This is a genomic window from Arthrobacter sp. ov118 (genome assembly GCF_900116495.1).
Lineage (GTDB): Bacteria > Actinomycetota > Actinomycetes > Actinomycetales > Micrococcaceae > Arthrobacter.
The window spans coordinates 23,264-47,859 of record NZ_FPAY01000001.1 but is presented as its reverse complement, the minus strand read 5'-3'; the positions used below and the strand labels follow the sequence as shown (position 1 = coordinate 47,859).

Genomic DNA, 24,596 nt, shown 5'->3' with positions numbered 1-24,596 from the left:
TCAATTCGCTGGGTCTTGACGCCGAAACGATAGCACCGGATCTTCTTTGATTCCACAGTGACCGATGTTGAAATTGATATCGCTGTGACGATGGGGAGGCAGCCGTGGATGGGCAGCTCCGGCCGGCTACCGGAATAGATTCACTTGAAGGAAACCTTTGTGCCCAGCGCGGCTGAATGGCTGATGGTGCCGCCCTGGAAATTTTGCATGCAGCCGCCGTTAGCGAGGCCGCAGGTTTCACTGCTGACGGGGTAGCCGAGTTTGCCGTGTTCGTAGCCCAGGGCGCTCCAGGCGGCCTGGATGGGCCCGGACGTGGCGAAGGCGCCGATGCCGGGGGCGTAGTGGATGGTTCCGCCCTTGAAGCCCTGGTAGCAGCCCCCGTTGACCAGCCCGCAGATCTCGTTGATGGTGGGGTAGCCGAGTCTGCCGTTTTCGTAGCCCAGAGCGCCCCATGCCGCGCGGATGCCACCCCACGTGGCGTGGGCGCCAGTGCCGGGCGACCAGTGGATGGTGCCGCCTTGGAAGCCTTGGTAGCAGCCGCCGTTGACGAGCCCGCAGATCTCGTTGCCGACCGGGTAGCCGAGTTTGCCCTTTTCGTTGCCCAGGGCGCCCCAGGTGCTGCGGATGCCGCCCCAGGTGGCGCGCGCGCCGGTGGCCGGGGAGTAGTGGATGGTTCCGCCCTGGAAGCGCTGGTAGCAGCCGCCGCCGGTCAAGCCACACATTTCGTTCGTGACCGGGTAGCCGAGTTTGCCGTTTTCGTAACCGAGGGCGCTCCAGGTTGTGCGGATGCCGCCCCAAACGGCGCGCGCGCCGGTGGCCGGGGAGTAGTGGATGGTTCCGCCCTGGAAACGCTGGTAGCAGCCGCCGCCTGTCAGGCCGCAGATCTCGTTGCTGGCGGGGTAGCCGAGTTTGCCGTTTTCGTTGCCCAGGGCGCCCCAGGTGGTGCGGATGCCGCCCCAGGTGGCGTGGGCGCCGGTGGCCGGGGAGTAGTGGATGGTTCCGCCCTGGAAACGCTGGTAGCAGCCGCCGCCTGTCAGGCCGCAGATCTCGTTGCTGGCGGGGTAGCCGAGTTTGCCGTTTTCGAAGCCCAGGGCGCCCCAGGTGGTGCGGATGCCGCCCCAGGTCGCGCGGGCGCCGGTGGCCGGGGAGTAGTGGATGGTTCCGCCCTGGAAGCGCTGATAACAGCCGCTGCCGCTCAGGCCGCAGATCTCGTTGCTGACCGGGTAGCCGAGTTTGCCTTTTTCGAAGCCCAGGATGCCCCAGGTGGCGCCAATGCCGCCCCACGTGGCGTAGGCGCCGGTGCCGGGGGAGTAGTGGATGGTTCCGCCCTGGAAACGCTGGTAGCAGCCGCCGCCGGCTAGGCCGCACATTTCATTGCTCGTTGGGTACCCTAGCTTCCCGCCACCGCCCCCAAGCGCAGCCCATGCGGCCCCAATTGCTCCCTTGACGCCGTATCCGGACGCGAAACGTTTTAGGCTGGCGTAGTCCCCGTTCCAAACATTCGAGTCACCGGCAAATGTCCCCATGCTGCTGTACTGCCAGATGCTGTAGTTGCTCCAACTCGAGGGTAGGGATCCGGCGTAGTCCGACGGGCTTGACGGGTAAGCGGCCACCCAAAGCGGGTAGTCCCCGAACGCCGTTGCATCTGCCGTGCACTCTCGCCACCATGAGGTGTTGGTGTAGATCACGGGCAAGCGTCCCGTCAGCGAACGCATGGTGTTCCCGAAGTCCCGCAGCCAGGATGTCAGCTGGGCAGCAGACATGTCATAGCAGGTGTTTCCAAAGTAGAAGCCGCTGATGGTGCGGCCGGCATAGGGGTTGAACTCAATATCGAGGACCGGAGGCATGGTGTAACCGTCCGCGCTCCATCCGCCACCGTTCTGAAGGAAGTAGCGGGCCTGGTCTGCCCCTGAGGACCAGTTGGGAATCGCGAAGTGGTAGGCGCCGCGGACCATCCCCACGCTGCGGGAACCCTGATACTGGGAAGCGAAGGTCTCGCTTGAGTAGTAGTTGCCCTCTGTTGCCTTGACATAGGCGAAACGCGCCCCCAGGTTCCACTGCTGCTGCCAGTCGACGGAGGGCTGATGGCCGCTGACATCGAGACCCTGAACGCCGAACGACGGCTGCCACGTGGCTTCCGGTGCCAGTGCCTCGGTGGTCAGACTTTTGCCGGCGGTGCCGGGACCTGCCGCCGCCGTCCCCGTGACGCGGGCTGATCGTTGCCCCATCTCGGCGCCGCCTGCGCCGACCGCCGCGGCCATCGCTGCCCTATCGGGTACACCGGTGTCTGGGGACGAAGCCGGCGTCGGGGCAGCGGTGGTTGGTGCGGGTGCCGGTGCCGGCGGTGTCGTTGCCTGGCCGGCCGGCGGCGTCGTGGCCCCCGCTGTAGCAGTGGGGGTTGGTGTGGGCGGAGTTGGGACTGGCGTAGGCGTGGACGAAGCGGCCGACGTTGGTGTCGCAACAGTTGAGACCGGTGGCTCGGCGGCCGTGGAGGGCACTGCCAGTCCGGGACCCGCCAACAATGAAACGAGCAACAATGCGCTGCCGGCCCGCCTGCCGAGATCGTTGCCGTGGGGAAGTTGGATGCGCTTCATTTTCTGCTCCGGAACGATGGTGCGCTTCGCGAGCGCGGCATATATGTCTCAGCTATGGTCGGAGCCGCCAGGGGGCCACCAAACCATGAGAATGGCTGACTTATGGCGCCCACCCTAGCACCGTGCATCCAGTGAGGCCATTGTTGCTGTTGTGATCGCTGGGATCGAAGCTGCCAGTGGGTAGCCTAAAATTTGCAGGCTGTCGGGGAGAAGTTAGCTATCGGCATGGAGAATCGGCGGACGCTGCTCGAGTTCGCAGTGACTGGCCGATCCTTCTAAGCTGTGATGCATGAAGGTATTGGTTACCGGCGGGGCCGGCTACATCGGATCGCACACTACGCTCTGCCTCCTTGAAGAGGGGCACGAGGTTGTGGTGGTCGACAATCTGTTGAACTCGAACCCCGAATCCCTTCGCAGGGTGGAGCAGATCACGGGAAAGAGCGTCGACTTCCGGGAGGTCGACCTGTTGGATGCTGCCGCGGTCGACAGCGTCTTTGCCGAGGGCAGCTTCGAGGCTGTCATCCACTTCGCCGGCCTGAAGGCCGTCGGCGAGTCCGTCGAGAAGCCACTCATGTATTACCAGAACAACGTGGTCGGCACCCTCAACCTGTTGCATAGCATGGACGCCGCGGGGGTACGCCGCCTCGTCTTCAGCTCGTCCGCGACCGTCTACGGCGCCTCCGAGGACGTTCCCCTCATCGAGAAGGCGCCGCTGGATGCCACCAACCCCTACGGCCGCACCAAGGAACAGATCGAGGACATCCTCTCCGACTTAGGCGGCGCCGATCCCCGCTGGAGCATCGCCCTGCTGCGCTACTTCAACCCGGTGGGCGCCCACGAGTCTGGCCTGATCGGAGAGGACCCCCGCGGCATCCCCAACAACCTGCTCCCGTTTGTGGCACAGGTGGCCGTGGGGCGCCGCGAAAAAGTGATGGTGTTCGGCAACGACTACCCGACGCCGGATGGCACCGGAGTGCGGGACTACATCCACGTGATGGACCTCGCTGCCGGCCACTTGGCCGCCTTGGGCTACCTCGGCGACAAAGCAGGGGTGTTCCGCTGGAACCTTGGCACCGGCCGGGGCTCCTCCGTGCTCGAGGTCATTGAGGCGTTCGGCACGGCGGCCGGGCACCCGGTGCCTTACGAATTCGCGCCCCGCCGTCCCGGCGACGCCGCCGTCAGTTACGCCGACCCGTCCGCTGCCCTGGCTGATTTGGGCTGGTCCGCGCACCGCAACCTCGCACAAATGTGCGAGGACCACTGGCGCTGGCAAAGCCGAAACCCGCAGGGCTACTCCGCGGTTGCCGAGACCGCCGGAGTTAAGGCCGACTAGCGGGTCAATCTGTTCAGAGGCGGTAGCTGGCCTTCAGCCGCGCCTCGACGCCGAGACGGTCGCGCTCGCCCAGCCGGCTGGCCGCCTCCATCATGCAACGGGCGAATTCAGCAATGTCCGGGTCCTTCGGGTACGGCTTTCCCGCGGCGGGCCGGTTGTAAAGGATTGTGGCGGCCGATCCGTGGAACCCGATCCGGTCCGCGGCCAGTTTGCTGAACGATTCGGCGAGGATCTTGTCCCCGTTCTCGTTCGACCAGGCCCGGGTCTGGCTCAGTTGGGTCTGGTGGCGGCGGTAGGCGATGGTCGGCAGCCGCGGAATGCGCCGCATGCGCAGCCCCGCAGTCGCGGCACGGAGCCACAGGTCATAGTCTTCGGCGGGCGTCGCTTGGTACCCGCCGAGCGACTCCAGGGCGGCGCGGGAGGCGTACATCGTCGGGTTCATCAGGACGTTCGTCAGCAGCAAGTGCAGCGGCATGGCCTCAGCGGAGATGCCCGGCTCGAAGCGTGGCCTGAACGGGACATTCTTCGCGTTGATCATGAGAGCCTGCGAGAAGACCATGTCCACGCCCTCGAGTGCTCGCCGCTGGACGGCGAACCTCCACGGCAGGCAGATGTCGTCGCCGTCGATGCGGGCGACGTGTTCGCCACTGGCGCGCGAGAGCAGGGCGGTCGAAGCGGCGGCGACGCCGGCTGACTGCTCATTCCGGAAGACCTTGAGCCGCTTGTCATTGATGCCCGCGAGGAACGCTTCCGTGCCGTCGGTGCTGCCGTCGTCCAGAACGAGGAGTTCGGAGTCCCGCGGCATCGCCCGCAAGGTGCTGGCAACGGTTGATTTCAGGTAGGGCATCCCGTCCTTGACGGGGATCAGCACGCTCAGCTGTGGCACTTTCGACCTTTCTGTTGGCTAATGTCCGAGTCTAGTCGCCCTACGGACCACCACTCCCGCACGGGCAACTAGGGAGTAAGGCCCTGTTTCCCGGCCTGTCGCACATGCAATAGTGGCGCCATGTGGATCGTTGTGCTCATTGGCATCGCGCTCGTGGTCTTGTTTTGGCAGTACATCCTGGCCGGGCTCGCCCTTTGGGCGACTGTGAGCATTGTGCGCGCCTTTATCAATCTGGCGGCGGCCGATGCGAAGCCGACATACCCCCGCAAGCCCCTCGAGAGACGGCCTCTCCAGACCCGGCCTGTAGCCAAGCCTGTCCAGACCAGGCCGGTGGCCAAGCCTAAGCCCAAGCCCGAGCCTGCCCGCGAGCTGCCTGCGCCCGACTACCTGCCCCGCTGGAATCCCGGCCGCCGGCAGGAAGCCGGTCGCGAGCTGGCCCAGTGGCAGAAGGATTTCGACAGCGCGGGACAGTAACTCGGCGAACTTATCCACAAGCGTCGCTGGCGGCCTTGTCGGAACGCCCGAGCTCCTCTACTTTTAACCCAGTTGCACTGCCCCAGGGGGATGGGTAGCGGTCGTGTGGGGGGCACCGTGGAAGCTGTGCGCATCGTCGAAGACGAAGTTCGTGAGTTGATCCGTCGCCGTGGGCTGGATCCTCTGCGGCAGAGCGGCGAAGTCCGCCGCCTCGTGGAGGCTGCAGTCAGCGACTACGACGAGCGGGCACTGCTGGCGCCATTGCCACCGCTCGGTCCGTTGGAGTCGGCGCGGAGGTTTGTCTTCGACGCCGTGGCGGGGTTTGGCGCGCTTCAGCCGCTCCTGGATGATCCGGGCATCGAGGAAATCTGGCTTAATGCGCCGAATGAGATCTACGTGGCGCGCAACGGCGAATCGGAACTGACCTCCGTGTCGCTGACGGATCAGCAGGTCAGGGACCTGGTGGAACGGATGCTGAAGAGCTCCGGCCGGCGGCTGGACATGTCCTCCCCGTTCGTGGATGCCGCGCTCCCGGACGGCTCCCGCCTCCACGTAGTGATCCCGGATGTCACACGGCGTCACTGGGCCATCAATATCCGAAAGTTTGTGGTCAAGGCCAGCCGGCTGGAGCATCTGGTGGAGCTGGGAACGCTGACCCCGCAGGCGGCCAGATTTCTTGGGGCCGCGGTCGCCAGCGGCCTCAACATCCTGGTCTCGGGCGCCACCCAGGCTGGCAAGACCACCATGCTGAATTGCCTCGCCGCCAGCATCGGCACCCGGGAGCGCGTCATCACGGTGGAGGAGATCTTCGAACTGCAGTTCCCGCTCCGCGACGTTGTGGGGCTCCAGTGCCGGCAGCCGAACCTGGAGGGGCAGGGTGAGATTCCGCTACGGCGGCTCGTCAAGGAGGCGTTGCGGATGAGGCCGGACCGGCTGGTGGTCGGCGAGGTCAGGGAGGCCGAGAGCCTGGACATGCTCATTGCCTTGAATTCGGGCCTGCCGGGAATGTGCACTGTGCATGCCAACTCTGCACACGACGCGGTCACGAAGATCTGCACACTGCCGTTGCTCGCCGGCGACAACATCTCCAGCGCCTTCGTGGTTCCTACCGTGGCCTCGTGCATCGATCTGGTCATCCACTGCAGCAGGCACGCCAACGGACGCCGTCAGGTCACGGAGATCCTGTCACTGGGCCGCCGGGTGGAAAACGGGATCATCGAATCCTCCATGGTGTTTACGCTGTCCGACGGGCAGCTGGTGCCCAAGGCCAACTCCATGCCCGCTGCGGAAAAGTTTGCCCGCTCCGGCTACGACGTTGCGGCGTTGCTGGAGTCCCGGTGATGGCCCCGCTTATGGGAATAGTGGGCGGCGTCGGACTCCTGCTCATTTGGTGGTCCGCGTGGGAGCAGCCTGAGCGGACCCGGCGCATGCCCCGCGCCAGTCGGCTCGAGGACCTGCTGCGGAGCGCCGGCATCGAAAAGGTCAGCGCGGCAGGGCTGCTTGCCTCGTGCCTGGGGGTCGGGGCATTCACAACCCTGGCCTTCTTCGCGGTGACAGGGTCCTGGCCGATCTCGGGATGCTTTGGCCTGTTTGGCGGCTGGCTGCCGATGGCGATCGTCCGATGGCGTGCGCGCAAGCGCACATCTGTCCTCCGCCAACTCTGGCCCGACGTCGTTGATCATCTCCGGTCAGCGATCCGTGCAGGCCTGTCGCTGCCCGAGGCTCTTATCCAGCTGGGCGAGAAAGGCCCCGTGGAGCTCCGCCACGTGTTTGTGGACTTTGGCGCCGACTATCGCTCGGGAGGCCAGTTCGATCCCTCGCTCACGCGGCTCAAAGAGCGCCTGGCCGATCCCGTGGCCGACCGCATCGTCGAGGCGCTCCGGCTCACCCGGGAAGTGGGCGGCTCCGATCTCGGCCGGCTGCTGGGCACCCTGGCCGATTTCCTGCGGGAAAGCGCACGGACCAGGAGCGAGTTGGAAGCCAGGCAGTCCTGGACCGTTAACGCCGCGCGTCTGGCCGTGGCGGCGCCCTGGATTGTCCTGGTGCTGCTCGCCAGCCGCCCTGAGGCCGTGATGGCTTACAACACCCCCGTTGGGGCCGCGGTCCTACTGGGCGGGCTTGCCGTCTCCCTGGTTTCTTACGCGATCATGCTGCGGATCGGTGCGCTGCCTGAAGAACAGCGGGTCCTCCGGTGACCGGGCTGATGGCGGGCGCCACCCTGTGCGGGGTGGTGCTCGGGGCCGGGCTCTGGCTGTTCCTCGTCCGTCTTCCCTTCATGCGTCCGACGACGTTCGTCGAACGCATCGAGCCACAACTGAGAACCCATAACCTGGAATCCCGGCTCCTGCGCACTGCCCCAAGGAATGTCACCCCCTTTGGGCCGCTGGAAAGAATACTGCGCCCCGCTCTCCGCGACGGCCTCAAGTCGCTGGGCCGCATCAACCTCGGCGCGGCAGCATTGAACCGCAGACTTGCCCGCGCCGGCATCGCCAAAACGGCAGTGGACTTCCGGGCTGAGCAACTCTTGTGGGCTGCCGGTGGCTTCGTCACGGCGGTCAGCGTGGTGGCACTCGGGGGAATCGTCGGCCGCTTTAGTCCCTTCGTGGCAGTCGCGGCGGTCCTGGGAAGCGCCGTCGGCGGGTTCCTGCTCCGGGACTACCTGCTGGGGGCGCACATCAAGAAACGGGAAATCCGGATGATGGCAGAATTTCCCAGCATTGCCGAACTCATGGCCCTGGCTGTGAGCGCCGGCGAAAGTGCCACCGGTGCGCTGGACAGGGTCTGCCGCAGCGCCCGGGGCGAGCTCTCTCAGGAATTTAGCCGCGTTCTCGCCGAGACCCGGGCCGGAACGCCTCTCGTTGACGCCTTGCGGGAGTTCTCGTCCAGGACCGATCAAGGTCCCCTGGTCCGTTTTGTTGACGGAATGATCGTGGCCGTGGAGCGCGGAACACCACTTGCAGACGTCCTCCGGGCGCAGGCGCAGGATGTGCGGGACACGGCTAAGCGGGAGCTGATGGAGTCGGCCGGCAAAAAGGAAATCGGGATGATGGTGCCCCTCGTGTTCGGCGTACTTCCACTCACGGTGATCTTTGCCGTGTTTCCCGGCCTGGTCGCGGTCAGTCTTGGGCTCTAGGGCCAGGCAATGGCTGGCGGCGCATCACGGAGTATCCGGCGCGAATTCGCGAAACCAGAAGAAGAACAGAAGAACAGAAGAACAGAAAACCAGGAATGAGGACACGGTGAAGAACTTCGGAACTCGGATGGCGTTAGTGGCCTGCGCGCTCAGCATGCTGACCTGGTGGTCTCCTGCGCCGCGACGGCGGGCGGCGGACGGCGCCGCCGGCCGTGTGAACCATTCCGAGCGCGGGGACGTCCCTGGCTGGGTAATGATTACCCTCATGTCCGCTGTCCTGGTCGCCGCCCTGCTGGCCCTCGCGGGTCCGGCGCTGGAAGGACTCTTCAACCAGGCCATGGATAAGGTCGGACAGTAGCCGGTGGCAGCCGGCGTTGCCGGGCCGTGCATGTGCGCCACTAGGGCTCTGGGGCGCCGCGCCGGCCTCGGGGGCAGCAGGCCTCTCGGGCGCAGAGCACAACTTGAGCGCGGCGCCGCTGTGGTGGACTTCGTGCTGATCGGCTCGTTGGTGACGTTGTTCTTCCTCGCGATCGTGCAGCTCACTTTGGTGCTGCACGTCCGAAACACCCTGATCGACGCCGCCGCCTCGGGCGCCAGGTACGGCACCCTGGCCGATCGCAATTCCGCGGACGCGCGGGACCGGACGGTCCAGCTGATCACGACGGCGCTCAATTCCGACTTCGCGGGAGACGTCGCCACCAGCGAATCGACGTACCAGGGCATCCGCACACTGGAGGTAACGGTCCGTGCACCCTTGCCGGTGGTCGGCTTCATCGGTCCCCGGGCGCTCCTGGAGGTGAAGGGCCATGCAGCCATCCAGCCGTGAACGGGCAGCGTCGGGCCCGGGGCAGTGGAGCGAACAGGGCGGCGAACAGGGGAGCGCAGTCGTCGAATTCATCTTCCTGTCCCTGTTGCTGATGGTGCCGCTGGTCTACTTCGTCATTACCGTCGGCCAAATCCAGGGCGGGTCCTTCGCCGTGGTCGGCGCCGCAGACCAGGCCGCCAAGGTCTACGTTGCCCAGCCCGATCCGGCCAGCGGCCGGGCCGCCGCCGAGCAGGCCGTGCAGCTGGCGCTCGCCGACTACGGACAGCCGGCGGAAAACGCCAGCATGGACACGCGCTGCGAACCTGCGGACTGCCTGGCCCCCGGCTCGGCGGTCACTGTCACCGTGAAGCTCACGGTGCCCTTGCCGTTCGTGCCCTTCGGCGACGCACTCCATCTGAACGCGAGCCAGCTCAGCGCCTCGGCCACCCAACTCGTGGGGAGGTTCCGGTGAAAATCGTGGCCGGCAGGCCAACGCGCACCAAGGAGCCCGGACGTCGGCAACCAGGACGACAACCACGGGCCCGCCCGCAAGATGGCCAGGTCCTCGTTTTGATCATCGGCTTCGTCCTGACCGGCCTACTCGTCGCAACGGTCGTGATCGCCGCGTCCAGCGTCTACTTGGAACACAAGAAATTGCTTTCCCTCGCGGACGGCGCCTCCGTGGCCGCGGCCGACAGCTTTACCCTCGGTCAGCTCGGCAGCGCCGGCGGCACACCGTCCGCCGTCCTCAGCGGGGCCAGGGTGCGCAACGCCGTCGTCGACTATCTGGGCCGCAACGGTGCATTCGCCCGCTTCAGCGCCCTGGCCGTGGCGCCGTCGACGGGCAGCCCGGACGGCGCCACCGCCGTCGTGGTGATCAGCGCGTCCGTTCACCCGCCGGTGGTCAACTTCTTGGTACCGGACGGCATCCGGATCGAGGCGAGGTCGACGGCGCGTTCCCGCCTCAGCCGCTGACTCACCCCCTGAAGCTCGCCCACCCCATGAGGCTCACCCGAATCCCGGGAGTTTGGCGACACGCCCGGCTGGTGCCCAAGGCTGTCGGAGCCCCGTGGGAAAATTGCGGCATGACGGCTCCAACGGTGGAAGCGGCGATCAACGAACTGATGGACCGCGCCTGGAATGTGGTCTATGACCTGCTCTCGGAGCGGGGCCTGCTCGGCGGCGGGCTGGACGTCGAGGAGTTCACCGGGATCCATTCCTGGGTGGACGGCCCGACCCGGTACACGGTGGTCCATTCGCGGACGGTGGCGGTGCTCTTCGCCGACACCCGGCCGGTGGACGCCCTCGCGTTTCACCATGACCTGCTCGGGGCAGACGACCCGAAAGGCTACTTCACCGTCCCCCGGTAGCGGGTCCCCGTGGGGCCCGGCGCCGGAAAGCGTCGGGGCGGCTGGGTCACATAGCGTAGGCTTAAAAAACCATGGCAAACATTGATTTTCCCGCTGAAATCCGCGCGCTGCGGGCCACCTACGCGTCCATCGAGAACGTCTCGAACGTCGACGCGCTCAAGGAAGACATCGCCGAGCTCAGCGAGCGGGCCGGTGAACCTAATCTGTGGGACGATCCCGCGGCAGCGCAGGTCATCACCTCGAAGCTCTCGCACAAGCAGTCCGAGCTTGAGCGCCTCAACAAGCTGGCGGCCCGGATCGATGACCTCGAGGTCCTCGTGGAGCTCGGCCAGGACGAGGACGACGCCGATTCCATGGCCGACGCCGCCGCGGAGCTCGATTCCGTCCGCAAGGCGCTGGCCGACCTCGAAGTGGTCACGCTGCTCTCCGGCGAGTTCGACGAGCGCGAAGCCGTGGTGACCATCCGGGCCGGCGCGGGCGGCGTGGACGCGGCGGACTTCGCGGAAATGCTCATGCGCATGTATCTGCGCTGGGCCGAACGCCACGGCTATCCAACCACCATCATGGACACCTCCTACGCCGAAGAGGCCGGGCTCAAGTCCGCCACGTTCGAGGTCAAGGCGCCTTACGCGTTCGGCACGCTCAGCGTCGAAGCCGGCACCCACCGCCTGGTCCGGATCAGTCCGTTCGACAACCAAGGCCGCCGGCAGACCTCCTTCGCCGCCGTCGAAGTGATCCCGCTGATCGAACAGACGGACTCCATCGAGATCCCGGACAACGAGATCCGCGTAGACGTCTTCCGGTCCTCCGGCCCGGGCGGCCAGTCGGTCAACACCACCGACTCCGCCGTGCGCCTGACCCACCTGCCCACCGGCACGGTCGTGTCCATGCAGAACGAGAAATCCCAGCTGCAAAACCGCGCCGCCGCCCTGCGCGTGCTGCAGTCCCGCCTGCTGCTGCTGAAGAAGGAGCAGGAGGACGCCGAGAAAAAGGCGTTCGCCGGTGACGTCAAGGCCTCGTGGGGTGACCAGATGCGCTCCTACGTCCTCAATCCGTACCAGATGGTCAAGGACCTGCGCACCGAACACGAGGTCGGCAACACCTCCGCGGTGTTCGACGGCGAAATCGACGACTTCATCGACGCCGGGATCCGCTGGCGGACCGACAACCGCAACGCCGAGAAGTAGGCCCCGCGCCCGACAAATCGGCCGGGCTGAGAGGTACCTGACAATCGCGCGACACGCCCCGCCGTTCCGGCCGATCGGCCGTTACCCGTGCGTATAGTCGAGGGGCCGGAGCTCTACTTCCCCCAAACGAAAGCCCTTGCGCCGGCAGCAGAACCGGGCCCCCGCGGCCTCGTCCTGCAGGGTACTAAGGGCCATGATCCGTTTCGAAAATGTCACCAAGGTCTATGACCAGAAGGCGCAGCCGGCGCTGGATTCGATCAACCTTGAGATCGACCGTGGCGAATTCGCCTTCCTTGTCGGCGCCTCCGGCTCCGGCAAGTCGACCTTCCTGCGCCTGGTCCTCAAGGAGGACCGCGCCTCCTCCGGGGCTGTGTACGTCGCCGGCCAGAACGTCGCCAACATTTCCAGCTGGCGCGTGCCGCGCCTGCGCCGCGGCATCGGCGTCGTCTTCCAGGACTTCCGCCTGCTGCCGCAAAAGACTGTCTTCGCCAACGTCGCCTTCGCCATGCAGGTCATCGGCAAGAGCCGCAGCGTTATCCGCGACACCGTCCCCGAGGTCCTCAAGACGGTGGGCCTGGAAGGCAAGGAAAACCGCCTCCCGCACGAACTCTCCGGCGGCGAGCAGCAGCGCGTGGCGATCGCCCGCGCCGTCGTGAACAAGCCCGGCATCCTGCTGGCCGACGAGCCCACCGGCAACCTGGACCCCACCACCTCCATGGGCATCATGGGCGTGCTGGACAAAATCAACCAGAACGGCACCACCGTGGTCATGGCCACGCACGACGACGACATCGTCAACGAGATGCGCAAACGGGTGGTGGAACTGCAGAACGGCGTCGTGATCCGCGACGAGGCCAGGGCCCTCTACACCTCCATGATTCCGGTGGTGGGCCAGTCGCGCCGCCTGCGCGACGCCAGCGGCCGGGACGAACCTCCCACCGTCGCCCCTCCCGCCGTCGCCCCTCCCGTCGTCCCGCCCAGGGCCGATAGGCGCGCCGGTTCACGAGCCGAGCTCCGCACCGCAGAGGAGGGCCAGGCGTGAGGCTCGCATTCATCCTCGGCGAGATCGGCAGCGGCCTGCGCCGCAACCTGTCCATGGTCATCTCCGTCATCCTGGTGACCTTTGTGTCCCTGACCTTCGTCGGCGCCGCCGGCATGCTGCAGCTGCAGATCAACCAGATGAAGGGCTACTGGTACGACAAAGTCCAGGTGGCCATCTTCCTCTGCAGTGACGGTTCGACGGCGCCCGGCTGCGCCACCGGCCCGGCGACGCCGGAGCAGGAACAGAACCTGCGCACGCTCCTGCAGTCGCCTGCGGTGGCCCAGTACGTCAACGACTTCCAGTACGAGTCCAAAGACGACGCCTACAAGCACTTCAAGGAGCAGTTCTCCAATTCCCCGATCGTTGATTCCGTGACCCCGGACCAGCTTCCGGCCTCGTTCCGGATCAACATGAAGGACCCGCAGAAGTACGAGATCATCAGCGAGACCTTCTCCTCGCAGGCCGGCGTGGAGACAGTGATCGACCAGCGCCAACTCCTGGAGAAGCTGTTCTCGGCCATGAACGCGGCGTCTTTGGTGGCTGTGAGCATAGCGGGCGTCATGATCATCTGCGCGATACTGCTCATCGCCACTACCATCCGGCTCTCGGCGTTCAGCCGCCGCCGCGAAACGGGCATCATGCGGCTCGTGGGGGCCTCCAAGATGGTCATCCAGCTCCCGTTCATTCTTGAAGGCGTCATCGCCGCGGTGATCGGGGCGGCCCTGGCCTCCGGCACCCTCTGGGCCGTGGCGCACTTCTTCCTCGGCGACGTGATGGCCAAGCAGTATCCGGACACCGCGTTCATCTCGCCCGGGCAGACCTTGATCCTGGCGCCCGCCCTGATTGGCCTGGGCGTCGTCCTGGCCGGAATTTCCTCCCTGCTGACCCTCCGCCGATACTTGCGGGTCTAGCTTTGCGCACCGAAAAGGGACTGTATATGACACCCATGACCCGCCGCCCCCTCCGGCACTCGCTCCGGGCCCGCCTGGTGGGACGCCGCAGCCGGATGGTCAGCGCCACCCTGGCTTTGGTCCTCGCGGGAAGCATGGGCGCGTCGGCGCCGGTGGCATTCGCAGACAGCCTGGAGGACCAGCAGGCCGCGCTCCGGGACCAGGCGGCCCGGGTCCAGGACTCCCTTGAGTTCGTCGATGCCAAGATCTCCAAGGCCGCGGCAGACCTGGTCCTGTACCAGGGGCAGCTTCCCGCCGCCCAGCAGGCGCTCTCGGACGCCCAGGGCCGCGTGGCCGTAGCGGTCCAGGAAGTGGAGGCCCTCGCGGCCCGCGTGGATCTGGCACAGCAGAACAAGGCAAAGATCACCCAGCAGCTTGATTCGGACAAGCAAAAGATCGCGGACACCCGGAAGCTGATCGGCCAGATCGCCACCCAGGCGTACAAGTCCGGCGGCGTCCCGTCCAACCTTTCCCTGTTTTTCGGCTCGAATCAGGGTGGCAGCCTGACGGACACCATCGACCTCGCGGACCAGGCCCTGCGCAGCCAGAACTCTGCGATGGACAAGCTCACCCAGCAAAACGCCACCAACGTCAACGCCCAAGCCCGGCTGGCCGCCGTCGAAGCTGAGATCACGGAGCTTAAGGCGAAGGCCGACGCCGCGCTGGCGCGGGAAAAGGCCGCGCGCGACGAGGCCGAAGCCAAGAAGGCCGCGGTGGACAAGCTCATTGCCGACACCACGCGGCTCGACGCCCAACTCCAGGCCGCCAAGCCCGGCATCCAAAAACAGCTCGCCCAGGTCAAGGCCCAGCAGGACGCCGTGGCCGCGGAAATCGCCGAACGGGACCGGAAGCTCCGGGAAGCCTGGGAAGCTGAGCAGCGGCGCATCGCCGCAGCCGCGGCGGCCGCCGCCCGGGCTCGGGGGCAGGCCGTCCAGCCGTACGTCCCGGTGCAGGGACCGCCCTCGGCGTTCGGCCTGCGGCACCCGTTCGCGGCCAGCATCCCCATCACGTCCGGATTCGGTTGGCGCGCGACGCCGCCGGGCACCATCGACTTCTACGGCACCGGTGGCTACATGCACACCGGCCTCGACTTCGGCGCGACCTGCGGCACGCCCGTCTATGCCGCGGCCGCCGGCACCGTCTTCTCGGCCGGTTGGGGCAACGACGGCGGCGGCAACCGGGTGAAGATTTCCCACGGTGTGGTCCAGGGCAACTCGCTGACCACGATCTACTACCACAACACTTCCGTGACGGTCTCGGTCGGCCAGCACGTTGAACAGGGGCAGCTGATCGCTTACTCGGGAACCACCGGCAACTCCACCGGGTGCCACGCGCACTTCGAGACCTGGCTCAACGGCCGCGCCGTGGACCCCATGACCCTGCTGTAGCCCGGGCCGGCTGCCCATCCGCCAGCCGCGGCGGCTGCGGCCCTGCCGTAAACTGGAAAGACTCCGCACCACACGGCCGGAGTGAGTGAACCACGAACTAAACCGAGGAGTCCTACCGTGCCCAAAGAAAGTGGCCGTAAGGTAGTGGCCACCAACCGCAAGGCCCGGCACGACTACCACATCCTTGACACGTACGAGGCCGGCATCGCGCTGATGGGCACGGAAGTCAAGTCCCTGCGCGAGGGCCATGCCTCGATGGTGGACGGTTTCTGCACCTTCTACAACGACGAGCTGTGGATGGAGGGCATCCACATCCCCGAATACCACCAGGGGAGCTGGACCAACCATGCCGCACGCCGCCGCCGCAAGCTGCTGTTGCACCGCGAGGAGCTCACGAAGATCTCCCACAAGATCCGGGAATCCGGGTTCACGATCGTGCCGCTGCAGCTGTACTTCCTGGACGGCCGGGCGAAGGTGGAAATCGGCGTCGCCCGGGGCAAGAAGGAATACGACAAGCGCCAGACGCTGCGCGAACAGCAGGACAAGCGCGAGGCCCTGCGGGTCATGCGCGAACGCAACCGCCGCTAGAGGGCAGCCGGGTTCGCGACTCCAGCCAGGCGCAGCCGCCGTTCCGGACACGCGGGAATGATTCTGCCCCGGGGTGCGTTATGATGGGTAGTCCGGGAGGGGATTGCGCGGATTCCGCGGAAGGCCAGCCTGGTGCTAGAAAGAAAATTGATAAAAAAATACGGGGATGATCGGTTTCGACGATGTTAGTCGCGACAGGTGAAGCGGGCCGAGGATGCAGAATTATCTCGTTAACGCTGTCTGCAAACCAATAAGTGCCGAATCAAAACGCACTGACTTCGCTCTCGCTGCCTAAGCAGTAAGACAGTCCGTCAGCCCGAGGTTGCTATTGCCCCGGATCCTGGCGTCATTTAAATAGCCACTGCTGTTTGCCTCCGTCATCGGGGCAAACGGGACTCTTAGATGACTGGGCCCGGATCAGCCAGCTGTTTGCAGCATGGCTGGGGCCGAGAAAATCCAACGCAAACTGCGCCCGGAGAAGCCCTGACAACACGACATCGGACGGGGGTTCAATTCCCCCCATCTCCACCAACCCCGCAGAAAAGGTGGGGGAAGCGTCCTCGGACACTTCCCCCACCTTTTCTTGTTATCCGGGTCGCGCCGTCCCCGTCGTCGTCCGCTCCGTCGGTGGCGGCCGTCACGTCCGCAGGATCTTCGCTTTCTGGGCTGCGAACTCTTCGTCGGTGAGGATCCCTTGCTCCCTCAATGCTCCGAGCTCCTTGAGCTGCTGGAGTTCTTCATCGCTGATGCCGCCTGCGGCTTGTGGAGCCGGCGCCGGCTGCTGATATGCCGGTTGCTGCTGGCTCATCTGCTGGTCGTAGGCCTCCTGTTGTTTTGCCGCGGTGGCGGCGTCCTTCTCGGCGAACTTGTTGGCCTGCCTGCGCTGGACCCGGCCACTGACCGCACTCGCCGTTCCGGCCACGACAGCCGTCCGCGCCATTCCCCTGATAAGTCCCATAATTCTTCCCTCTCACATCTGTTCTTGTGCGCCGTGCCCCTCTTATGCGGCGCTTAGGTGCCGGTCTCCTGCTGCTGCGCGGCATCTTGGGCTTCGAGGGCGTCCAGCGCTTCCATCACGTCAGGCGCAGGGATCCGCGTACTCGCGATGAGCTCGCCTCCGCTTTCGCGGACGGCCGCGACGAAGGGTGCGGCCCAGATGTTCTCGTAGACAATGAGCGCCGCGACCGTCCCTGGCTGGACCGCGGCGGTCGCCTCGGCGATGTCGTCATCGCCCAAGAGCCCGGACCGCGCGCCGTCGAAATAGGAGAACGACGCCGCCGGACCGGTGGGGTCGGTAAGTTCGAGCACCTCGACGGTGCCGTCCTCGTTCTTCATGACGACGAGGAGATCGAAGAGCCGGATCACGCCCTGTTCGATAAGCTTGACCATTTCCTCGCTCGCGCGTCCCGTCAGTCCCTCCAAGGGGAACTCGAGGAGTACGAAGTCGACCGGCCCGTGGGCCTCAGTCTCCGGTGTGGTTGTCACTGGCATGCCTCCGGTCTGATTCGAGCGCGCTGTTCGGCGCGCTGGTCCTAGTGTGGACGCCCCCTGCAGCGGCGTCACCACCCGCGTCGGGTGATTCCCGGCGCGCCGCGCTCATTCTGAACGACATGGATCTCAAGACCACTAAAGCGCCAAGCAGGGGCGGCTGCATCATCCGTTGTGGGTGAGCCGTCATGCCGGAAGGAATGCCAGGGGGCCGGAAGCCACGGCTTCCGGCCCCCTGGGGGTTCAGCGCTTCTTGATGTGGGCCACCGGGTCGGTGTGGGCGTCGTCGACGTGCTTCGCCTTCTTCTCGGCCCGTTTTTCCTTGATGGTTTTAACCGACTTCTTCGACGTGCTCTGGTGCGGCGTCTTGTCAGGCATGGTGCTCTCCCTCGCGGCAGGGGCCCGGAGTAGCCCCTCTTTCTAAGTTACGCCTCGGGAACCGCGGCGTCCACGATGCCTGCGAAGCGGCTGCCGACGCCGTCGTACACACTGCGCACGAGCCCGGGGCCGAGGGGCGGGATGTCGCGGGCTTCATGGTGGGCGCAGCAGACGTAGGTGAAATCCGGCCACCATTTCTTGGGCCGGGCCGCTTCCGAGAATCCGCAGACAGCGCACGTGAGCTGGACCCAGACGGGACGCTTGCCGGTCCGGTTCGCCTTGGACTGCACAAGCCAGGCCGGGGGATTGTCCAGCAGATCGCCCAGCTCTGCCTCGGTGAGGCGGGAAGGGAGGCCGTGACGGTTCGCCATCTCCAGCGGAATGTCGAGGATTTGGGCTGCTTCACGTCGGGTAACCATCCTTCAACGATACGGGAACGACGGCGGCGGCGGAGCCGGGGTCCCTAGCCGGCGAGGAGGAGTCCGAGGGCCGCCGCCGCGAGGCCGGTGAGGAGATTCGACCCGACGTTGAGCACCGCCGCGCGGTAGCGCGTTTCGCTGACCAGGCGCACCGTGGCGGTGCTCCACGAGCTGAAGGTGGTCAGCCCGCCCGCCAGTCCGGTCGCGATCCCGGCATGCCAGTCTGCGCCCAGCTCCAGGTGGCCGGTCAGGCCCACGGACCAGCCGATGATGAACGATCCCGCGATGTTGACCGCCAGCGTCGCCCACGGCCAGTGCGGGCGGGTGCCCTGGTGGTGGGCAAAGAAAGAGTCGACGCCAAACCGCAGGAGGGCACCTGTCACACCAAACACGCCCACCAGGAGCGCGGTCATCACTGGGCACCCCCGCGGAGGTCGGCGATCGCCTTGCCCGTCTTCCAGCCGGCGGCCGCGGCGCCCAGGCCCAGGACCAGGGAGAGCCCGAGGTAGGTCAGCCAGATGGTATGGAGGCCGGCGTGGATCTGTTGGTCAATCGCCAGAACGAGCGCCGAAAAGGTGGTGAAGGAGCCCAGCACGCCGGGGCCGATGCCGGCCCGCAGCCAGAAGGCGGTCTTGGGCCGCGCGATCCAGATGGTGGTCAGAGTGGCCAGGACGAAGCTCCCGGCCACGTTGATCGCCAGCGTGGTCCATGGCACCTCGCCGGCGCTTTCGGGGAACAGCAGCCCGGCGCCGAACCGCAGTTCAGTGCCGATCAGGCCGCCGACGGCGACGGCGGTCCAGGCCTTCCAGCCCGGCACCCCGGGGCGCGGGGCGGCTTGGCGTACGTCGAGGGCCTCCTTCACTTAGCGGTCCTCGACGCTGCAGCCCGCGTGCGAGGCATCGCTGTGGACCCAGAGGGCCGAGGCCACTTCCTCGGCCAGATCGAAGTCGCGCGGCCCGGCGGGGGAGTCGATCCGCACCACGAGCGGACCGCCGAAGGGTTTGCGGCCAACCACCACGACGCCGGCGTCCAGCTCGATTTCCTCGGCGGCGAGGTAGCGCAGGATCTCCGGGTTCTCATCGCTGATCCTGGTGATCCGGCCCGTATGGCCGTCATCGAGTTCGCTCATGCGGTGGGCTGCAGGCATCACCACGGAGCCGTCCGCGGCCGGGATCGGATCGCCGTGCGGGTCCCGCACCGGGTTCCCGAGCTTCGCCGCCATCCGGTCAATGAAGGTGTCCGAGACGGCATGCTCCAGCAATTCAGCCTCATCGTGGACCTCGTCCCAGCGGTAGCCGAGCTCCTGGACCAGGAAAGTTTCGATCAACCGGTGCCGCCGGACCATGGACAGAGCGAGCCGGGTGCCGTCGCTGGTCAGGGTCACGGCGCTGTAGGGCTTGTGGTCAACGAGGCCCTGGTCCTTGAGCTTGCGGACCATCTCCGAGACCGAGGAGTTGGCGACGCCCAGGCGCTGGGCCAGCTGCGAGGACGTGATGGGTTTGTGCTGCCACTCGGTGAAGGAATAGATGACCTTGACGTAGTCCTCGATTGAGGAGGAGGGCGTACTGGTCTTCACAGACCCAAGCCTACCGTCAGCCCCGCCCCGCGAACGTGAGCCACAGCAGGACCAGGTTCAGGGCCACCACGAGCACCACACTGATAATCGCGGCGACCCGCAGGACCATGCCATCGGCGAAGCGGCCCATCAGGGACTTCTTGCTGGTCAGGACCACCAGCGGGACGAGGACGAAGGGGATGCCGAAGCTCAAGACCACCTGGCTCAGAATCAGCGCCCAAGTAGGGTCGAAACCCACGGCCAGCAGGACGACTGCCGGAATCAGGGTGACCACGCGGCGGGCCATGACAGGGATCCGGATCTTGAGCAGTCCCTGCATGATGGTGCCGCCGGCATAGCAGCCCACCGAGGTGGACGCCAGCCCGGACGCGAGAAGCCCGACTGCGAAGACCACGCCGACGATGGGGCCGAGGTTGGCGGAGATGGCCGCGTGCGCGCCCTCGATGGTGTCCGTTCCCTCTTCGCCGCCGAGCGTGGAGGCGGCAAGGAGCAGCATGCCGATGTTCACGACTCCGGCGATGGCCAGCGCGGACACGACGTCGAGGCGGGTGGCCCGGACCAGGCGGGCGACGGCGGACGGCGGCACATGCTCATGTTCGTTCGGCCGGTGCCGGTCCCGGGACAGCGCCGAGTGGACGTAGATGGCGTGCGGCATGACGGTGGCGCCCAGCATGCTGGCGGCCAGCAGGACGGTGTCCGGCCCTTGGAATCCCGGAATGAGGCCGGCCAGGGCTGCCCTCGGATCCGGCGGGCTGATGATCAGCCCGGCGAGGAATCCGATGGTGATGATGCCGAGCAGGAACATGATGATGAATTCGAAGGGCCGCTGCTTCTCCCGGGCCTGCACCGCGAGCAGGAGCATTGACACCGCGCCCACAATGAGTGCGCCGAGGGGGAGGGGGAGGCCGAACAGCAGGTTGAGCGCGATCGCCCCGCCCACCACCTCGGCGAGGTCCGTGGCTGCGGCCACGACCTCGGCCTGCAGCCAGAAAGCGCGGCGCCAGAAGGGCTTGAGCCGTTCGCCCAGAATCTCCGGCAGGCTCTTGCCGGTAACGATCCCAAGCTTGGCGGACTGGTACTGCACGAGGACGGCCATGACGTTGGCGACCACGAGTACCCACACAAGCAGGTAACCGTACTGCGCGCCGGCGGTCAGGTTGGCGGCGACGTTTCCGGGGTCCACGTAGGCGATCGACGCCACGAATGCGGGCCCCAACAGGGTGATCAGCGCCCTGCGGGCACCCGGATGTTTGTAGGTGCGGGCACCTTTCGGCGGTTGTTCGTGTCCCTTGACGTCCAGCACTGCCAGCTCCCGTGATTGGCGCGTCCGCGTCGACGCGATGATCGGCGTCGGCCGGAATGACGCCGACGTCGAAGTTTCGTTTGCCTACAAGTGATTGTTAGGCATACCGAAACGATAAGCCCAGAGGCTGCTGTGTGCAATCCGGCGGGCCATCCGGAGGTAGCCTCAGCTCCGGTACGCCCGCCACGTCTGTGTCAGATAGGGCAGCCGGAGGAGCTCGCCGGAGGCATGGACCAGGTGTTCGTGCAGGTACCAGTCGAGGTTGGCCATGACCTTGGCCCGGGTGGCGTCCGATGCCGCGAGGTAGTAGCTGCGCGACTTTGTCAGTTCTTGGATGTCCTCCGTGGTCACGGAATCCTCCCACCGGGTCAGGTGGCTCTCCAAGCGCGTGAATTCGGGGCCTACGGGCGGGCGGAAGTGCGGTTTGTGGACATCCCCGGCGTGCATGATGCGCGAGAGCCGATGCACCCACGGCACGGCGGTGTCCAGCTGGTTCCAGATCAGGCCCAGGACGCCGTGCGGGCGCAGGATCCGGGCGATCTCGGTGCTGGCCAGGCGGGGATCGCACCAGTGCCAGGCCTGGGCCACCGTGACCAGGTCAAAGGACTCCGGTTCCAGTCCGGTGTTCTCGGCAGTGCCTTCGACGGCGGTGACAGCCGGCAGGGTCCGGCGCAGCTGTTCGAGCATGTCGGCGGAGGGGTCAAGGGCCACCGTGTGCAGTCCGCGTGCCGCCAGCAGGGCGGTGAACTTGCCGGTGCCGGCGCCAATGTCCGCAGCGTCGTGCGCTCCGGCCGGGATCAGCCAGTCAGCCGATTCCTGCGGATAGCCCGGGCGGACCCGCTCGTAGTGCGCACCGCCGTCCTGGAAGCTTTGTCCGAGCTCCTGGCGCCGCACACTGTGCAATTTGGGGCCACTGTGCATTTTGGGCACGCTGTGCAACGTGCGATCTCCTTCGGGAAGGTCCTGCCGGTTACAGATACCTTTTGAATTTACCGCAGGTTGAAATTACTGCAGCACGCGCACCCGACGTCATCCTTAGTCCTGGGTGCAGGGCGCGGCACCGGCCGTGCCCGGCGTGTTGGGTGCCCAGTGGGGGTAGTTGCGGGTGTCGTTGGCCGGCACCCAGCGGCCGGCGTCCACCACGTAATCCCAGCCGAGGCCGCTTTGGGTCAGCTGTTGCAGGCCGGCCAGCAGCCGTTCGGCATCCTCCAGCCGGGAGCCGAGGCCGAAGCTGGCACGCAGCGAGCCGGCCGGCAGGCCGAGCCGCTTGAGCAGCGGATGCGCGCAGAAGCGGCCGTCGCGCAGGCCGATGCCGTGTTCTGCGGACAGGTAGGCGGCCACCAGGCCGGCGTCATAGCCTTCCACGGAAAAGTTCACGACGCCGATGGTGCCGGTGCTGGGCTGATCGTCGACGGGGGAGGAGTCGGCAAAAATCCGGTGCACGGTCACACCTTCGATGCGCTCAAGTCCGGCGACCAGGAAGGACCGAATGGCATCCTCATGGGCGTACCACTGTGCCGGGTCCAGTTCCGAGATGACCTGGGTGGCGCGGGCCAGGGCGGCTGCGCCCAGGACGTTGGGTGAGCCGCCCTCGTGCCGGGCGGGTCCGGTGGTCCAGCTGACGGAGTCGAGCCGGGCATCGCGGACGGCCCCGCCCCCGGCGAGATGCGGGGTCCCGGCGTCGAGCCAGTCCGTCCGCCCCACCAGCACGCCGGCGCCGAAAGGGGCGTAGAGCTTGTGCCCCGAGAAGGCGAGATAGTCGACGTCGTCCCCGGCGATATCGATCCGCCTGTGCGGGGCCAGTTGCGCGGCGTCGACGACGATCCGGGCGCCGTGGTCGTGCGCCAGCGCAGCCAGGGTCCGGATCGGCAGGATTTCGCCGGTGACGTTGGAGGCGCCGGTGACGGCCAGCAGGCTCACGCCGCCGCGTGCGAGCTCCTCGCGGAGGCGGTCCACGGTGGCCGCGAGGGTGGGGGCGGCCACGATGCTGCGGTGCGGGACGTTCTGCCAGGGCAGGAGGTTGGCGTGGTGCTCGATGTCGAGGTAGAGGACCTCGCCGGCGGGCCGGCCATCCCGCAGCGGCAGGCAGCCGGCCAGCAGGTTCAGGGAATCGGTGGTGTTGCGGGTGAAAATGACGGAATCATCCGGCCGGCCGCCCACGAACTCCCGCACGATGTCCCGGGCGTTCTCGTAAACGGAGGTGCTGATCTGGGATGCATAGCCGGCGCCGCGGTGGACGCTGGCGTAGTACGGCAGGATTTCGTTCAGATAGGCCGAGACCACGGAGAGGGCCGGGGCGGAGGCGCCGTAGTCGAGGTTGGCGTAGCGGGCGTAACCGCCATTGATCAGCGGGGCCTGGATTTCGGCCCCGGTGACCGCGGCCAGCGGGTTGGCGGCGACGGCAAAACGTCCAGTAGTCCTTACGGCATGGGCACCGGCGTGGAATTCGGGGGCGGCGGGGAAAACAGCAGTTGTCATGGGACCTCATTCGTACAGGACCCCACCTCGTGGGAATCCGCGCTTGCCGTGCCCGTTCCGGACCGGCCAGGTCGTCACCCGGGGCACCCCACCGCGACTGGAGGGTTGCCGGCCAGCAAACCGGGGTTTAGCGCTGGCACTCGTGACCTGCATCGAGCGTAGGACATCGGCGCGGCCGGGGAAAAGGCCGCCCCGGAATGTGAAGCCCTTTATTACGCATCCAAAATTGGCTGACGGCCGAACAAAGGACGGCGGCAGCCCCGCGAAGGGGGCTGCCGCCGTCGAATATTCGATGGGCCTCGAAGCCCAGGAGCAGGTCTAGAGGAGGTCGTCGAGACCGGGGTTGAGCCGCTTGAGGACTTCGGAGTGGAGGATGGAGTTGGTGGCCAGGGCGTTGCCGCCGAACGGCCCGTCCACGCCCTCGAGCGAGGTGAAGCGGCCGCCGGCCTCGGTGACGATCGGCACCAGGGCCGCCATGTCGTAGAGGTTCAGTTCCGGTTCGCAGGCGATGTCCACCGCTCCCTCGGCCACGAGGCAGTATGACCAGAAGTCACCGTAAGCGCGCGTGCGCCACACTTCCTCGGTCAGGCCCACGAACTCGTCAAGGTTGCCGCGTTCCTTCCAGCCGCCCAGGCTGGAGTAGGACAGCGAGGCGTCCTCGAGGTTGGACACGTTGGAGACCTTCAGCCGGGTGGCGGCTGCCAGCGAGCGGCCGGTGTAGGCGCCGGCGCCCTTGGCCGCCCACCAGCGTTTGCCCAGCGCCGGGGCACTGACCACACCGACCACCGGTTCGCCCTCGTCGACGAGGGCGATCAGGGTGGCCCAGACGGGGACGCCGCGGACAAAGTTCTTGGTCCCGTCGATCGGGTCGATGATCCAGCGGCGGGAACCGTGGCCCGAGCTGCCGAATTCCTCGCCCAGGACCGCATCGCGCGGACGGGACCGGGAGAGCTGGCCGCGGATGGCCTCTTCCGCGGACTTGTCGGCGTCCGTGACGGGGGTGAGGTCGGGCTTCGTTTCGATCCGCAGGTCCAGCGCTTTGAAGCGGCTCATGGTCTGGGAATCGACGGAATCTGCCAGTACATGGGCGAGGCGCAGGTCATCGTTGTAGCTCGAAGCGGTTTGGCTCATGGTTCCAAACTACCGGCAAAGCGGGCGGCCGGCCGGGAGCCGCGGCGCTGCGCGCCGCCTGTCAGGGGGGCCG

General features: G+C 66.5%; 28 protein-coding genes, 1 other RNA gene and 1 riboswitch. Of the genes, 16 read left to right on the top strand and 13 right to left on the bottom strand.

Going from position 1 to position 24,596, the window contains the following annotated elements; all coding sequences use genetic code 11:
• Positions 1 to 140: 140 nt before the first annotated feature.
• Positions 141 to 2,228 (bottom strand): GH25 family lysozyme, encoded by a 2,088-nt coding sequence (locus BM372_RS00240; RefSeq protein ID WP_256213966.1) that lies wholly within the window; start codon positions 2,226 to 2,228, stop codon positions 141 to 143.
• 655 nt (positions 2,229 to 2,883) lie between these two features.
• Between BM372_RS00240 and galE the strand changes: the two genes are divergently transcribed.
• Positions 2,884 to 3,927, top strand: coding sequence for a UDP-glucose 4-epimerase GalE (gene galE, locus BM372_RS00235; protein ID WP_090950320.1), 1,044 nt, complete (start codon positions 2,884 to 2,886; stop codon positions 3,925 to 3,927).
• A 13-nt stretch (positions 3,928 to 3,940) separates the two neighbouring features.
• Here the strand turns inward: galE and BM372_RS00230 are convergent, their stop codons facing one another.
• Positions 3,941 to 4,813, bottom strand: a complete 873-nt coding sequence (locus BM372_RS00230; RefSeq protein ID WP_090950319.1) for a glycosyltransferase family 2 protein — start codon at positions 4,811 to 4,813, stop codon at positions 3,941 to 3,943.
• Positions 4,814 to 4,933: 120 nt separating this feature from the next.
• Between BM372_RS00230 and BM372_RS00225 the strand changes: the two genes are divergently transcribed.
• The 15 genes from BM372_RS00225 to ssrA all read left to right on the top strand — a co-directional run bounded on the left by BM372_RS00225 (position 4,934) and on the right by ssrA (position 16,281).
• Positions 4,934 to 5,287 carry a hypothetical protein gene (locus BM372_RS00225; RefSeq protein ID WP_090950316.1) on the top strand — a complete coding sequence of 118 codons (354 nt, stop codon included), beginning with the start codon at positions 4,934 to 4,936 and terminating at the stop codon, positions 5,285 to 5,287.
• Between the two features lie 117 nt (positions 5,288 to 5,404).
• Positions 5,405 to 6,628: a TadA family conjugal transfer-associated ATPase gene (locus tag BM372_RS00220; RefSeq protein WP_090952789.1), complete on the top strand. Its 1,224-nt coding sequence runs from the start codon at positions 5,405 to 5,407 to the stop codon at positions 6,626 to 6,628.
• The gene (locus BM372_RS00215) at positions 6,628 to 7,482 is read left to right on the top strand and encodes a type II secretion system F family protein (RefSeq protein ID WP_090950313.1); all 855 of its coding nucleotides are present in this window, start codon (positions 6,628 to 6,630) and stop codon (positions 7,480 to 7,482) included. Before BM372_RS00220 ends, BM372_RS00215 begins: the two co-directional genes overlap by 1 nt.
• Complete coding sequence (locus BM372_RS00210; RefSeq protein WP_090950310.1) at positions 7,479 to 8,420, top strand: type II secretion system F family protein; 942 nt, start codon at positions 7,479 to 7,481, stop codon at positions 8,418 to 8,420. The genes BM372_RS00215 and BM372_RS00210 overlap by 4 nt, the downstream gene beginning before the upstream one ends.
• Positions 8,421 to 8,526: 106 nt before the next feature.
• The gene (locus BM372_RS00205; RefSeq protein WP_090950306.1) at positions 8,527 to 8,778 is read left to right on the top strand and encodes a hypothetical protein; all 252 of its coding nucleotides are present in this window, start codon (positions 8,527 to 8,529) and stop codon (positions 8,776 to 8,778) included.
• A gap of 123 nt (positions 8,779 to 8,901) precedes the next feature.
• Positions 8,902 to 9,246, top strand: coding sequence for a TadE family protein (locus BM372_RS00200; RefSeq protein ID WP_256214047.1), 345 nt, complete (start codon positions 8,902 to 8,904; stop codon positions 9,244 to 9,246).
• A complete protein-coding gene (locus tag BM372_RS00195) occupies positions 9,227 to 9,697 on the top strand; it encodes a hypothetical protein (RefSeq protein WP_256213965.1) in 471 nt (156 codons plus the stop codon). The genes BM372_RS00200 and BM372_RS00195 overlap by 20 nt, the downstream gene beginning before the upstream one ends.
• Before the next feature lie 5 nt (positions 9,698 to 9,702).
• Complete coding sequence (locus tag BM372_RS00190) at positions 9,703 to 10,200, top strand: pilus assembly protein TadG-related protein (RefSeq protein WP_177235888.1); 498 nt, start codon at positions 9,703 to 9,705, stop codon at positions 10,198 to 10,200.
• A gap of 110 nt (positions 10,201 to 10,310) precedes the next feature.
• Positions 10,311 to 10,595, top strand: a complete 285-nt coding sequence (locus BM372_RS00185) for a hypothetical protein (RefSeq protein WP_090950301.1) — start codon at positions 10,311 to 10,313, stop codon at positions 10,593 to 10,595.
• Positions 10,596 to 10,666: 71 nt separating this feature from the next.
• The gene (gene prfB / locus BM372_RS00180; RefSeq protein WP_090950298.1) at positions 10,667 to 11,782 is read left to right on the top strand and encodes a peptide chain release factor 2; all 1,116 of its coding nucleotides are present in this window, start codon (positions 10,667 to 10,669) and stop codon (positions 11,780 to 11,782) included.
• 193 nt (positions 11,783 to 11,975) lie between these two features.
• A complete protein-coding gene (gene ftsE, locus BM372_RS00175) occupies positions 11,976 to 12,824 on the top strand; it encodes a cell division ATP-binding protein FtsE (protein ID WP_090950295.1) in 849 nt (282 codons plus the stop codon).
• Positions 12,821 to 13,735 (top strand): permease-like cell division protein FtsX, encoded by a 915-nt coding sequence (gene ftsX, locus BM372_RS00170; RefSeq protein WP_090950292.1) that lies wholly within the window; start codon positions 12,821 to 12,823, stop codon positions 13,733 to 13,735. The genes ftsE and ftsX overlap by 4 nt, the downstream gene beginning before the upstream one ends.
• Before the next feature lie 26 nt (positions 13,736 to 13,761).
• On the top strand, positions 13,762 to 15,162 hold the full coding sequence (locus BM372_RS00165; protein WP_371261679.1) for a peptidoglycan DD-metalloendopeptidase family protein: 1,401 nt from the start codon (positions 13,762 to 13,764) through the stop codon (positions 15,160 to 15,162).
• Between the two features lie 117 nt (positions 15,163 to 15,279).
• Positions 15,280 to 15,750: an SsrA-binding protein SmpB gene (gene smpB / locus BM372_RS00160; RefSeq protein WP_090950286.1), complete on the top strand. Its 471-nt coding sequence runs from the start codon at positions 15,280 to 15,282 to the stop codon at positions 15,748 to 15,750.
• 162 nt (positions 15,751 to 15,912) lie between these two features.
• Positions 15,913 to 16,281: a transfer-messenger RNA gene (gene ssrA / locus BM372_RS00155) on the top strand.
• A 106-nt stretch (positions 16,282 to 16,387) separates the two neighbouring features.
• On the opposite strand, the gene BM372_RS00150 is transcribed toward ssrA, so the two are convergent.
• The 11 genes from BM372_RS00150 to hisN form a co-directional block, all read right to left on the bottom strand.
• On the bottom strand, positions 16,388 to 16,708 hold the full coding sequence (locus tag BM372_RS00150; RefSeq protein ID WP_256213964.1) for an SHOCT domain-containing protein: 321 nt from the start codon (positions 16,706 to 16,708) through the stop codon (positions 16,388 to 16,390).
• A 53-nt stretch (positions 16,709 to 16,761) separates the two neighbouring features.
• Positions 16,762 to 17,241 (bottom strand): DUF6325 family protein, encoded by a 480-nt coding sequence (locus BM372_RS00145; RefSeq protein WP_256213963.1) that lies wholly within the window; start codon positions 17,239 to 17,241, stop codon positions 16,762 to 16,764.
• Between the two features lie 240 nt (positions 17,242 to 17,481).
• Positions 17,482 to 17,616, bottom strand: coding sequence for a hypothetical protein (locus BM372_RS20915; RefSeq protein ID WP_256213962.1), 135 nt, complete (start codon positions 17,614 to 17,616; stop codon positions 17,482 to 17,484).
• 47 nt (positions 17,617 to 17,663) lie between these two features.
• Positions 17,664 to 18,035: a hypothetical protein gene (locus BM372_RS00140; RefSeq protein WP_090950278.1), complete on the bottom strand. Its 372-nt coding sequence runs from the start codon at positions 18,033 to 18,035 to the stop codon at positions 17,664 to 17,666.
• A 44-nt stretch (positions 18,036 to 18,079) separates the two neighbouring features.
• The gene (crcB, locus tag BM372_RS00135; RefSeq protein ID WP_090950275.1) at positions 18,080 to 18,448 is read right to left on the bottom strand and encodes a fluoride efflux transporter CrcB; all 369 of its coding nucleotides are present in this window, start codon (positions 18,446 to 18,448) and stop codon (positions 18,080 to 18,082) included.
• Complete coding sequence (locus tag BM372_RS00130) at positions 18,448 to 18,897, bottom strand: fluoride efflux transporter FluC (RefSeq protein WP_090950272.1); 450 nt, start codon at positions 18,895 to 18,897, stop codon at positions 18,448 to 18,450. The genes crcB and BM372_RS00130 overlap by 1 nt, the downstream gene beginning before the upstream one ends.
• Positions 18,898 to 19,611: a metal-dependent transcriptional regulator gene (locus BM372_RS00125; protein WP_090950270.1), complete on the bottom strand. Its 714-nt coding sequence runs from the start codon at positions 19,609 to 19,611 to the stop codon at positions 18,898 to 18,900.
• A 16-nt stretch (positions 19,612 to 19,627) separates the two neighbouring features.
• Positions 19,628 to 20,914 carry an Nramp family divalent metal transporter gene (locus BM372_RS00120; protein ID WP_090950267.1) on the bottom strand — a complete coding sequence of 429 codons (1,287 nt, stop codon included), beginning with the start codon at positions 20,912 to 20,914 and terminating at the stop codon, positions 19,628 to 19,630.
• A 165-nt stretch (positions 20,915 to 21,079) separates the two neighbouring features.
• Entirely contained in the window at positions 21,080 to 21,835 is a 756-nt protein-coding gene (locus BM372_RS00115) for a class I SAM-dependent methyltransferase (protein WP_090950265.1), read from the bottom strand.
• Positions 21,836 to 21,949: 114 nt separating this feature from the next.
• Complete coding sequence (locus BM372_RS00110; protein ID WP_090950264.1) at positions 21,950 to 23,392, bottom strand: aminotransferase class V-fold PLP-dependent enzyme; 1,443 nt, start codon at positions 23,390 to 23,392, stop codon at positions 21,950 to 21,952.
• A 34-nt stretch (positions 23,393 to 23,426) separates the two neighbouring features.
• A riboswitch (SAM riboswitch) is annotated at positions 23,427 to 23,540 on the bottom strand.
• A 170-nt stretch (positions 23,541 to 23,710) separates the two neighbouring features.
• Positions 23,711 to 24,523 carry a histidinol-phosphatase gene (hisN, locus tag BM372_RS00105; protein ID WP_090950263.1) on the bottom strand — a complete coding sequence of 271 codons (813 nt, stop codon included), beginning with the start codon at positions 24,521 to 24,523 and terminating at the stop codon, positions 23,711 to 23,713.
• Between the last annotated feature and the right edge of the window lie 73 nt (positions 24,524 to 24,596).